General features: G+C 38.4%; 11 protein-coding genes. 7 read left to right on the top strand and 4 right to left on the bottom strand.

Annotated features, from left to right (window positions below; all coding sequences use genetic code 11):
* Positions 1 to 147 precede the first annotated feature (147 nt).
* The 4 genes from HYG87_RS06690 to HYG87_RS06675 form a co-directional block, all read right to left on the bottom strand.
* Positions 148 to 939, bottom strand: coding sequence for a DUF63 family protein (locus HYG87_RS06690; RefSeq protein WP_211532423.1), 792 nt, complete (start codon positions 937 to 939; stop codon positions 148 to 150).
* Positions 940 to 966: 27 nt separating this feature from the next.
* On the bottom strand, positions 967 to 1,629 hold the full coding sequence (locus tag HYG87_RS06685; protein ID WP_211532422.1) for a CehA/McbA family metallohydrolase: 663 nt from the start codon (positions 1,627 to 1,629) through the stop codon (positions 967 to 969).
* Between the two features lie 189 nt (positions 1,630 to 1,818).
* Positions 1,819 to 2,763, bottom strand: a complete 945-nt coding sequence (locus HYG87_RS06680) for an IS5 family transposase (protein WP_211532421.1) — start codon at positions 2,761 to 2,763, stop codon at positions 1,819 to 1,821.
* 260 nt (positions 2,764 to 3,023) lie between these two features.
* On the bottom strand, positions 3,024 to 4,055 hold the full coding sequence (locus HYG87_RS06675) for a DUF1786 domain-containing protein (RefSeq protein WP_211532420.1): 1,032 nt from the start codon (positions 4,053 to 4,055) through the stop codon (positions 3,024 to 3,026).
* Positions 4,056 to 4,281: 226 nt separating this feature from the next.
* Here HYG87_RS06675 and HYG87_RS06670 point away from each other — a divergent pair, with 226 nt between their 5' ends.
* From HYG87_RS06670 to HYG87_RS06640, 7 genes are all read left to right on the top strand, one after another.
* Entirely contained in the window at positions 4,282 to 5,574 is a 1,293-nt protein-coding gene (locus HYG87_RS06670; protein WP_211534242.1) for a TrpB-like pyridoxal phosphate-dependent enzyme, read from the top strand.
* A 199-nt stretch (positions 5,575 to 5,773) separates the two neighbouring features.
* Positions 5,774 to 6,049, top strand: a complete 276-nt coding sequence (locus tag HYG87_RS06665; RefSeq protein WP_211532419.1) for a hypothetical protein — start codon at positions 5,774 to 5,776, stop codon at positions 6,047 to 6,049.
* Between the two features lie 169 nt (positions 6,050 to 6,218).
* The gene (locus HYG87_RS06660) at positions 6,219 to 7,439 is read left to right on the top strand and encodes a bifunctional 5,6,7,8-tetrahydromethanopterin hydro-lyase/3-hexulose-6-phosphate synthase (RefSeq protein ID WP_211532418.1); all 1,221 of its coding nucleotides are present in this window, start codon (positions 6,219 to 6,221) and stop codon (positions 7,437 to 7,439) included.
* A 99-nt stretch (positions 7,440 to 7,538) separates the two neighbouring features.
* The gene (locus HYG87_RS06655) at positions 7,539 to 7,991 is read left to right on the top strand and encodes a hypothetical protein (protein ID WP_211532417.1); all 453 of its coding nucleotides are present in this window, start codon (positions 7,539 to 7,541) and stop codon (positions 7,989 to 7,991) included.
* Between the two features lie 147 nt (positions 7,992 to 8,138).
* Positions 8,139 to 9,677: a class I SAM-dependent DNA methyltransferase gene (locus HYG87_RS06650; RefSeq protein ID WP_211532416.1), complete on the top strand. Its 1,539-nt coding sequence runs from the start codon at positions 8,139 to 8,141 to the stop codon at positions 9,675 to 9,677.
* Complete coding sequence (locus HYG87_RS06645; RefSeq protein ID WP_211532415.1) at positions 9,661 to 10,515, top strand: hypothetical protein; 855 nt, start codon at positions 9,661 to 9,663, stop codon at positions 10,513 to 10,515. Before HYG87_RS06650 ends, HYG87_RS06645 begins: the two co-directional genes overlap by 17 nt.
* Positions 10,516 to 10,518: 3 nt before the next feature.
* Positions 10,519 to 11,850 carry a restriction endonuclease subunit S gene (locus HYG87_RS06640; protein ID WP_211532414.1) on the top strand — a complete coding sequence of 444 codons (1,332 nt, stop codon included), beginning with the start codon at positions 10,519 to 10,521 and terminating at the stop codon, positions 11,848 to 11,850.
* The last annotated feature ends 12 nt before the right edge of the window (positions 11,851 to 11,862 follow it).

Below are 11,862 nucleotides of genomic sequence, written 5' to 3'. Positions count from 1 at the left end.
ATTACTGGAATTTTATCTATGAATAATCTATTTTCTATTACTCAATAAAAATATTTGTAAAATTTAAAAACTCCTCCACTTTTTTAAAGTATTAAAAAATTCTGGTTTTTTTAATCTAGCCAGTAGAAGTAGGATTAAAAATGAGTTTCAGGTGGCCATAATCAAACTTAAAAAGTTTCTCAAACCCGGGGCCAATCCCAGGATAAATATGGCCAGTTTCAGCATGTTTTTAATGGTTTTATCCTCTATTTCAGAGTCAATAAAATAAATTGTCCCTAATATAACCCCTATTTTTAAGGGGAACATGATAAATGCAGTTCCCATCATATCGGTAAGGGCGGCCGGCAGGACGTGCTGTTCCCAGTAGCCATAATAATCCACCGCCACAAAGGTGGAGGAAGCATCAAATAAATGGGCTGATAGTGCTGCCAGATTAAATTTATCTGATAATAACTTCCATTTTTTACCTAAAAGAAAAAAAGGAGCGGTAAATAGTAACCATATTCCAATAATAGCCGCAAATGCCTGGAAATTAATGTGGCCCATGTTGAAAATATTGGGTAAACACAGTATCATCCCCATTAAAAACATGACCTGGCGGTAGTCTCTGCCAGTTCTTTTTTCCAGTAAAATGGTCCCAAAGAGTACCAAAAGGGTGAGGATGCCCACCAATACATAAATACCCGGTGTTACCAGTAAGAGATTCAGGGGATAGATACCGTTATCCACCAGAGCCCGGGTACTGGATCCCAGGAAAATAAATGGTATGAGGGGTAGGAAGAGATCTTGGGGATCTTTATCAATCCATTTAAACATTTTAATTAATCCTAAAACCACCAGCCCCAGTATCAGACCAAATACTATGGTGTTAAGCAAGGTGTAGCCCGGTTGTAGATAGAGAAAGTGCTCCTGAATGAATTGGGAAATCTGTTCCAGCATGGTTATTAGCTCCAGAAAAATGAAATCTTAAACCTGGTACTCCTGCACCCTTTTTATCTTTTTATTAATCACTTCTTTAATGATTAAAGGTAGGGGAGTTCTCCCCCCCTGAGGTGTGGTTTTACCTTTTCTTATGGCTTCCAGAATACTATCTATTGAAAAATCAGCCTGTACCTTTGTAACGCAGCTCCCGATGGCTCCCACAAAGTGGGCATCACTGGATCCTATTTCCGGGATGTTTTTTTCCTGGGCCAGTTTTTTGGCCCGCCAGTTGGAGTAACCAAATATATAGCGAGAGTTCAGGGTCTCTATAGCATCCATTTTAAGGGTGTTGGTCCGGGCTAAAAGACCGTCCCGGTACCTTACAAAGGGGTGAGGTACAATGGATACTCCTCCAGCTTCCTGTATTTTTTCCATGGTTTCTTCAGGAGTTAACCCTTTTTTTATTTCCTGATTAACTCCCAGTGCTACTATATGGCCCCTGGAAGTTGTTACCTCCATGGAAGGTATGATAATAAGGTTCTTAAATTCTTTTACTTCTTTAAGGGCCATATGTGAACCTTTAAGGGAGTTATGGTCTGCTATGGCTATGGCATCCAGGCCTATCTTTCGGGCTTTTTTTATGATTTCCCGGGGGGTGCCTGTGGCGTCTCCAGAATAAACACTGTGAATATGAGGGTCAATTATCATGATTTTCAACCATTTTAGTAATTTTTTTACATTGAAAATAATTTTAAGAGAATTTCTATTAACTTTGTTTTTTTAATTTATTTATTTTTGTTTTGTAATTTTTTAGTTATTTTTATATTTTTTTAGGGCTTTTTAGTTCTTTTTTTCTATTTTATCCACTATTTCAGGGTTTTTTGGGGTTAGCGTTCGCTAGGTTGTGTTTATTTTTTGCAGGGTTTTTAGTTGTAGTAAGTTGTAACAGAAGCATGAAAACAGGTTTTTGGTGTGTACTCTGAGTGTAGTGGTTACTAAATGGTGACCTGACTTGAATATGTTTTTAATTACGGCGTAAGGCCGTTCGCCGGCGGATCTTTTTCGGGTGATTCGCTTGTTGCGATTTTTATCCCGGATTCCCAATGGATGTGCACGCACTGCACGTTTCATAGTGGCATCATATCCTTTGCAGGCTGCTCCGAAGTATCCACGGTCTCGATAAACTACTTCACCAGGTTTGCTGAGGTCAATTTGACTATCATGGATCTCAGCCGTTGTAGTTTCCAGTCTACGTATCAAATCATAATCCTTATCGGCCAGTGTATGTAATTTATATCCAAAATAGGATTTACCGCCTTTTTTAGACCATTCTCCTTCTTTATTACGTCTGGTTTTGGCTTCAGGTCCACGAGGTTCATTAACTCTTTGATGACCAGGATCAGCTGTAATGAAAGTAGCATCCTGTATAACGCCTTCTTTGACCTTTAGTCCCTTGGAATCGATTTGTCTTTGCAGTTCTTTCCATATATATTCGTCTTTACCAGTATCAATTAATCGTTCTCTGAATGCCCAGACCGTGGAACGGTCTGGGATTCTTTCAGGGAATCCTAAGAACTTTTGAAAGGATATTCGATCGTTAGCTTGTCTTTCAAGCTCAGGATCAGATAAACCATACCATGATTGCAAAACCAACATCTTTATCATAACTATTTCATCATTATTAGGCCTACCACCACGTTCAGACTGATTATAATACATATCTCGAATAACAGGTCTGAAAGCTTCCCAATCAATAAGAGGATCAATCTCAGCAAGCTTATCACCCAGCTGTTTCACGCGATCATACTGCTTATTCATGAAATAATTCTCAAAAGACTTCATAATACTCCTATAACCATAAAACTATATAAATATATACCTAAACCCCATTAAACACATTAAAATCACGAATTCAACTTCCTCAAAATTTAAAAGAATTAAAAATCAAGAGATAATAGAAATTCTCTTAAGTTTAGTAATTTTTTTACATTGAAAATAATTTTAAGTTTAGTAATTTTTTTACCTTGAAAATAATTTTAAGTTTAGTAATTTTTTTACCTTGAAAATAATTTTAAGTTTAGTAATTGTTTTTGCCTGAACTATTATCTGTTTTTATATTTTATACTTTTAATTAGTCCCACCGGTCCGGCCATCATCACGTCCCCGGCAGGGGAGGCATTATAAAAGGGTAGATTAGTTTTTTCAACTATAGATCGACGGGGTCCGGTTAAAATTACTTTTTGAAGCTTATTTATCGGTTTTAAAACCCAGGCGCCATGGCCGTGGTCATTATATATTTCTTCATTGGTTAAGGTACCCTTAATCATTTTTTCCACATAGTCTTCAATTTTTTCCGGGGTCAGGGCCCCGGTATGGTGTTCCATGATCCCTCTGATTTTCCCTTTTTCAATAGAAGCCGCCAGGGTATGACCATTACCCACATCCATTACCACGTAGCTATCCATTTTTTGGACCTCCGGGTCGCAGGTGGCACCGCAAACTGCTGCAAATTTAGAATCCATTACCAGAGGATGTTTATCTTTTAAGGTTCTTTGTACTGCCTGCATCCGGGAAAAGTAAGGAGGAATGTGAGTTGTGTAAGCAAATTCCTCTGGAAAGAGGGGTTTTTGTAGTTTTTCTTTGATTTTCAGGAATCTGAAATTCCGGTCACCCATGTGGGCACTGTATCCATGGTCCTGCACCGCCACCCCCACGTAATCAAAGTCCAGTTTAACATCAAATGGTGCCAGACTACTCTTAAGAGCTTCTAAATTCACATCAGACAGGGTTATATTTTTAAAATGGGTTGTTTCCAGATCTTTTTTAGAATCCACGATTTTTATTCCCATGGACCTCACCCGCTCTAAATCATCCCTTACTGTGAGGGCGGCCCTTTTAGTCATGGTCACCTGATATCCCTTATCTATGTGCTGGGAGAGAGCACGATTTATAGGACCTCCCCCCATGGTCTCCCCATCCATGAAAATATCTGTATTAGTTTTACGGATTTTGCCCGCCATTATCCGGGTGGGAGATGGAAGAACCAGCTTTATGGAGTTTTCCATTGGTTCCGTCGTATCATATAGCATGATATCCTGGGTACCGGTACCCACATCTATTGCCAAAAATTTCATATTATCTACTTGGGAGGGAGTTGATTATAAGATTTATGTGATGGAGATTGAGTATCATGGATTTTTTTTAAAAGGTTAAAACTATATGTTCCCCTGATTTAATGTAAGTAAGGTGAAAAACAATTCAATGTACATAAGTGTACAAAAAAGATTTAAATAGTACATTAAGTATAGATTCCTAGTAAGTAATCCCTGTTAAGGAATAGATTTGAACAAATATGGTGATATAATGCACAAAATAACACTACCTTCTGATGAAGTACCCAAAAAATGGTATAATATAAACCCTGATTTACCTGTACCCCTCCCTGCTCCTAAAAATCCTGAAGAGGGAGGAAATTTAGAAAACTTACCTAAATTATTCTCTAAAGGTGTGCTGGAACAGGAAATGTCCCAGGAAAGATGGATCAAAATCCCAAAAGAAGTAAGAGAAGTCTATAAAATGATTGGTAGGCCCAGCCCTCTTTTCCGGGCCAAACGCCTGGAAGAAATCCTGGACACCCCGGCTAAAATCTTCTATAAACGGGAAGATTACTCCCCCACCGGAAGCCATAAATTGAACACCGCCATAGCCCAGGCTTATTATGCTAAAAAAGACGGTGTGGAACGTTTAACCACCGAAACCGGTGCTGGTCAATGGGGTACTGCACTTTCGCTGGCCTGTTCCATGATGGACATGGACTGTACTGTTTACATGGTGCGGGTTTCCTTTAATCAGAAGCCCTTTAGAAAAACCATTATGCAGATTTATGATGGAGAGGTCATTCCCTCCCCCAGTAATAAAACCGAGTTTGGAAGGAAAATGTTAGCTGAAAATCCTGACCATCCTGGTTCACTGGGTATAGCCATTTCAGAGGCTATGCAGGATGCGCTAAATGATGATAATGTTTACTACACTCTGGGAAGTGTCTTAAACCACGTATTGTTGCATCAGACGGTGATTGGATTGGAAACCAAAAAACAGCTGGAGATTGCTGGTGAAACGCCGGATGTTATGATTGGCTGTGTGGGAGGAGGAAGTAACTTTGGAGGGGCTATTTTCCCTTTTATAAAAGATCAGATAGATGGGAAAATTGATTGTAAATTCATAGCAGCAGAACCCCACTCCTGCCCTACCCTGACTAAAGGAGAATACTGCTATGACTTTGGAGACACCGCCGGTATGACTCCCCTTATGAAGATGTACACCCTGGGCCATGACTTTGTGCCCCCATCAGTGCATGCAGGTGGCTTAAGATACCATGGAATGGCCCCTCAGGTAGCCTTACTGGTTCATGAAGGACTGGTAGAAGGCCGATCTGTACATCAAAAGCACACCTTCCAGAGCGGACTGGACTTTGCCAAAGCCGAAGGAGTGGTCCCTGCACCCGAAACCACCCACGCCCTGAAGGTAGCTATGGATGAAGCCCGGGAATGCAAAAAGACCGGAGAGGAAAAAACCATTGTGGTCAGCTTCTCCGGCCATGGAATGCTGGATTTACAGGGCTACGACGATTACATAAATGGTAAAATCGTTTAAAGAGATATTGATTAAATTCTATAATAGAATACTAATTAGATCTCTTGTAAGGAATATTTGCTTAATAATATTCCTTAAATTTTTTTTTTATTAGGGAATTTTGGTGCTATTTATTTTATTTAAAATTACTACGCGATAGATATAAATAGGAAATAAAGGAAAATTCATCTATTGTTATTTAATTTAACAGGTGAATTTTATGAATTATAAGACGGTTCTCATAGTCATCATGTCTGTGGTGGTAATTTTACTCTCAGGTTATGTAGTGGCCATGAATATGCAAAACCAGGATGATGAAACTAATAATATGACTCAGATTCGTTTTGCAGATAATGGAAGCACCAGCTTTAGTATAGGCAATACCTCTCCTGAGAGAAGTGTGAGTCACACCCGGCCTCCCGTAAACAATAATAATGCAGGTACAGGCAATACCACCCCGGTAGATGATGGAGAAAATAATACCCAGAGCTCTTAAAACTTATTTTTATTAAAAATTGATTTTAGCATATAGCTAATGAATAAGGGAATGGAAAAAAATTGTAATTTTCCCATATATTTAAGGAGAATTTTAAATCACTTACCCTCCGGGGATAAGTTAGGATTATATAATCAAAATTATAGAATTATCAGTTAGGAGGACTTGTATGTATAAAATAGGAGAAGCTTTGATTGGAAGCGGAAATGAAATCGCTCATATTGATTTAATTATCGGTGATAAAGAAGGTCCAGCCGGTACAGCATTTGCTAACGGCCTTAGCCAACTTTCACTGGGTCATACCCCGGTGTTGTCAGTTATTCGGCCTAATTTAATGACCAAACCCGCCACCCTCATTGTACCCAAGGTAACTGTGGGAGATTTGAAGGATGCTGAGAAGATATTCGGACCAGCCCAGGCAGCAGTGGGAAGAGCCGTGGCCGATGCCGTAGAAGAAGGTTTAATACCTGAAGAAAAAGTGGAAGACCTGGTTCTGGTGGTGAGTGTATTTATCCATCCCGAAGCAGAAGATTACCGGAAAATCTATCAATACAATTATGGAGCTACCAGATTGGCTATAAGAAGAGCTGTAGGCGAATACCCTGAAGTAGGTAAAGTATTGGCTGAAAAAGACCGTGGATCTCACCCTATCATGGGCTTTGGTGTGGTAAGATTATGGAGTCCGCCTTACCTGCAGGTGGCCCTGGATCTGGATAACATGGATGAAATGGAACGAATCATCAACAGCTTGCCTGACCGGGAAAGGATACTCTTAGAAGCCGGTACGCCTCTGGTTAAAAAATTCGGAGTGGGTATTGTCAGTAAAATCCGGGAATTAAGGCCGGACTCCTTCATCATTGCTGATTTAAAGACCCTGGATGTGGGCCGGATAGAAGTGAAAATGGCAGCAGATGAAACTGCCGATGCAGTAGCCATCTCTGGACTGGGAACCACCGAATCCATTGAAAAAGCCATCCACGAAGCACAAAAACAGGGCATTTACTCTATCCTGGATATGATGAATGTGGAGAACTTTGTTGAAAAACTAAATAATCTGGACTACAAGCCAGATATTGTGTTGCTGCACCGTAACGTTGATTTGGAAACCCTTAAAGCTGAACGTGGTGAAGCACAATCTGAGATGACCGAATGGGGTAACATCAAGGAGATCAAGGAACTAATTGGTAAAAATGGTCTGGTAGCAGTAGCTGGAGGTATCACTCCTTCTAAAGTGGGTGAAGCCCTGGATAGTTCTGCCGATATCATTGTGGTAGGCCGATACATTATTGGTTCCCGTGATGTTCGCCGGGCTGCTGAGGACTTTTTGGATCACATGCCCCAGGACCCGGATACCATGCGTTTAGCATTAGATGAGGATGAATCACTTTAATGGTGATTCTTTAATTTTTTCTTTTTTAGATAATTTTTTTGAAGTTTCCAGCTTTTTCTCCCCAAAAAATTAATTGTTCTTTTTACCATACTATATACCATGTGGCTTTTGGAGAAAACAGGAGAGAGTGGAGCCTCCCTCAAAGAATTAATGGATGAGAATATAATCAAACGCCTTAAAGGTTACCGGGGCATAGCACTGATTTTTTTGGTTATAGTGACTATTGAAGTAATTTTAGGGTATTTCAGTCTTTTTCTGGCTATAGTGGGCATATTATCAGGGGTGGTGATTGGTATCCTCTCCAACCGCATCTTCCATCTCCATTGGGATGATGAATCCCAACTGGTTATTAGTAATGTGGACCGGATAGGAGTGGTGGTAATCCTTCTTTATGTAGTGGTGGTTATCTACCGCCGGTTTTTCCTGGGAGGTTACTTTGAGGGGACGCCTTTACTGCTTGTAACTTTGTCTATTATCGCTGGGACCATGATTGGTCGTTTACTTACCACGATAGTGTTGGTGAGGAGGATTTTGAGGAATTTGGGGTTGTAGGGTTTAGATGATTTAAAACATATTTTGTTTTTTTAATTGCACCAATAGTATATCATAAACTTATTTTGTCCAGGATTAAATAGCAAAATTTAAGGTTTGCTATTGAAAAACAAAGCCATAATATAATTCTTATTTAGGGTGTTATGAATGGCTAAAAACAATGGCGCTAATTTAGGTTTTGAAGAGAAACTCTGGGCTTCGGCTGATAAACTAAGAAACAACATGGATGCTGCTGAATACAAACACGTAGTACTGGGACTGATATTTCTTAAATACATATCTGATGCCTTTGACGAGGTCTATCAGGAACTAAAAAACGATCCTGAAGGCCTATCCGATCCCGAGGATAAAGATGAGTACAAAGCTGAAAATGTATTCTGGGTGCCTCAAGAAGCCCGGTGGGAGTTCTTACAGAGCAAGGCAAAACAGCCAGATATTGGAATATTAATTGATTCAGCCATGGATGCCATTGAAAAGGAAAACTCTGATCTTAAAGGTGTTTTATTTAAAGACTATGCCAAGGAAGCCCTGGACAAGCAGAGCTTAGGCGGAATCATTGATTTAATTAGTGGAATAGGTCTGGGAGATAGGGAAAACCGGAGCAAGGATATTCTGGGCCGGGTGTATGAGTACTTCCTGGGCCAGTTTGCCAATGCTGAGGGTAAGAAGGGAGGCCAGTTTTACACTCCCCGGAGCATTGTCAAGATTCTGGTGGAAATGATTGAACCCTACCACGGCCGGGTATACGACCCCTGCTGTGGATCAGGAGGAATGTTTGTCCAGAGTGAAAAATTCGTAGAGGCCCACGAAGGAAAACTGGATGATATTGCAGTCTATGGACAAGAATCCAACCAAACCACCTGGCGATTATGTAAAATAAACTTAGCCATCAGAGGGATAGACTCCAATATCCAGTGGGGAAACAGTTTCACTGAAGATAAACACCCCGACCTCCGGGCCGATTATATACTGGCCAATCCACCTTTTAATGACAAGGACTGGAAGGCCGATCAACTGCAGGATGATGTACGGTGGACTTATGGTATGCCACCGGTTAGAAATGCCAACTTTGCCTGGGTACAGCACTTTATTCATCACCTGGGGCCTAATGGTGTGGCTGGTTTTGTTTTGGCTAATGGATCTATGTCTGCTGGTGGGGTGGAAGGTAAAATCCGTCAGAAGATTGTTGAGGATGATTTAGTGGATTGTATGGTGGCCCTGCCTTCCCAGTTGTTTTATAATACTGGAATTCCGGCCTGTTTGTGGTTTCTGGCCAAGGATAAGGAGAATGGGAAATTCAGGGATAGAAAAGGGGAAGTTTTGTTTATTGATGCTCGTAAATTAGGGACTATGGCTGATAGGACCCATAGGGAATTAAATACGGAAGATGTGGCCCAGATTGCTGATACTTATCATGCCTGGAGAGGTGAAGAGGAAGCTGGTGAATATGAGGATGTTCGAGGTTTCTGTAAGTCTGTGAAACTGAAAGAAGTTAAAAAAAGTGATTATATACTCACACCTGGCCGTTACGTAGGTTTTGCCGAGGAAGAAGAAGATCCAGAAGAATTTGAGGAGAAGATGAAAAGGCTGACTTCTGATTTGGCTGAACAGTTTAAAGAATCTGATAAATTAGAAGAAGAGATTAAAGCTAACCTAAGGGGGATTGGTTATGAATTACAGTTTTAATTTTCCTTTAAAAATTCAAAAAGAAATTGAAGATGAATACGCAGCAAAAAAAAATAAATTTAATCCAAGTCAACAAGCTGCTTTTAGTATCTTTCTTGATCCTAATCCTGAAATTGAAGGAGATAAAGAAGTTCTAGAGAAATTCTTAGATGATATTCCTATTGATTTGAAGAAGGATTACATAGATTTAATTGAAAATTTTGATGATTTGAATGCTTATAGAAAATTTTTAGGATCGATTTTAATTTATCTACGGATAGAAAATATCGGAGATGAATGTGATAAGTTTTTATATCTGTGTATTGCAATAGAAGCCGCAACTAGGTTCAAATATAATCAAAATAAGAAAAAAACATTACTTTTTCAAAAATTTTTTAAAGATAATCTTCCAATTGAAGAAAGAATTAAAATCGTGTCGAATTTTAAAAGTAAGGACGCAAAATATACTTTAGACAGTACTGATTTGATTAGAGTTAGATCTAATCCAAACTCAAAAATAAAAAAAATAGAGACTAACTCTTTCCTTCCGGCTTGTTACAGACTTAAAAAATGTTATATTGACTACGATAAATGTTATCCGGAATATGGATGTTATTTGAAGGACATCGACAGTACTGATGGATTTATTGAATTACCTCTTAATTTTTTGTACCAAAAAAGGAGCATCTTTGTGCATGATGGTAGAGTTTTTCCTCATCCTAATGGACAAGGTGGAAGTCAATTTGTTTGCCACGATCCTTCAATTGAAAAGGATATTATTGTAAGGTACTCCTTGGATCTGTTTGATTTGATTAGAATGTATCAAATAGCTCTTTTAAACCATTTTAAGCAGGTTTAAATTATGAATTCAAAATATAAAGAAACAGAAATAGGATTGGTTCCTGAAGCATGGGAATTAGTTTCTTTAGGAGATTTAATCGCTATTAAACATGGGTTTGCTTTTAAAGGGAAGTTTTTTTCAGAGGAAGAAACCCAACATATATTGTTAACCCCCGGAAATTTCAAAATAGGTGGGGGATTTAATGATTCTAAATTTAAATATTACACTGGTGAAATTCCAGAGAATTATATTCTTAAAAAGGACGATATAATCGTAACAATGACTGATTTAAGTAAAGAAGGGGATACATTAGGATATCCTGCTAAAATTCCATTTTCCCACGACAAAAAATATTTGCATAATCAACGTTTAGGATTACTGAAATTTAAGTCAAAGGAAGTTACACCAGAATTTTTATATTGGAAATTAAGAAATCACGATTACAGACATTTAGTCTTAGCAACAGCATCAGGTACGACGGTTAAACATACATCGCCTTCTAGGATATTAAAAATTGAAATTGCTCTTCCTCCACTATATGAACAAGAAAAAATTGCCAAAATTTTATCAGATATTGAGCAAAAAATTGAAATCAACCAAAAAATGAACCGAACCCTGGAAGGAATCGGCCAGGCCATTTTCAAGCACTGGTTTGTCCATTATGAATTTCCCAATGAAGAAAGAAAACCTTACAAATCAAGTGGCGGTGAAATGGTTGATTCTGAGTTAGGAGAGATACCTAAAGGTTGGGAAGTAAAATCACTGGATAAAATAGCAAACTATCTGAATGGTTTAGCTTTACAAAAATTCCCACCAGAAAAAGATGATTATCTCCCTGTAATCAAAATAAGGGAACTTAAACAAGGTATTACTGCTGCAAGTGATAAAGCAAGCTCAAAAATTGATTCTAATTATATCATTGATGATGGAGATGTAATATTTTCTTGGTCTGGAAGTTTAGAAGTTGTTTTATGGTGTGGAGGAAAAGGAGCATTAAACCAACACCTTTTCAAAGTTTCTTCTGAAAAATATCCTAAATGGTTCTATTATTATTGGACAAAATATCATTTAGAAACTTTTAGACAAACAGCTGCTGATAAAACAACTACAATGGGCCATATAAAAAGAAAAGATTTGTCAGATGCTTTAGTAGTAGCTCCATCAAATGAACTATTTTCTAAATTTAATAAGATCATGACTCCAATTATTGATCTTATAATAAATAATAATGTAGAATCACGTAATTTGTCCAAAATTAGAGATTCACTTTTACCCAAAATAATGTCAGGAAAAATAAGAGTAATTAACATTAAAAAGAAGAAATCTATGAAAAAGTCACATTCAGTTAAATGATTATTTCTTAAA

The sequence above is a fragment of the Methanobacterium alkalithermotolerans genome, assembly GCF_018141185.1.
Taxonomy (GTDB): Archaea; Methanobacteriota; Methanobacteria; order Methanobacteriales; family Methanobacteriaceae; genus Methanobacterium_F; species Methanobacterium_F alkalithermotolerans.
This window is presented reverse-complemented; position numbering and strand designations above follow the sequence as displayed.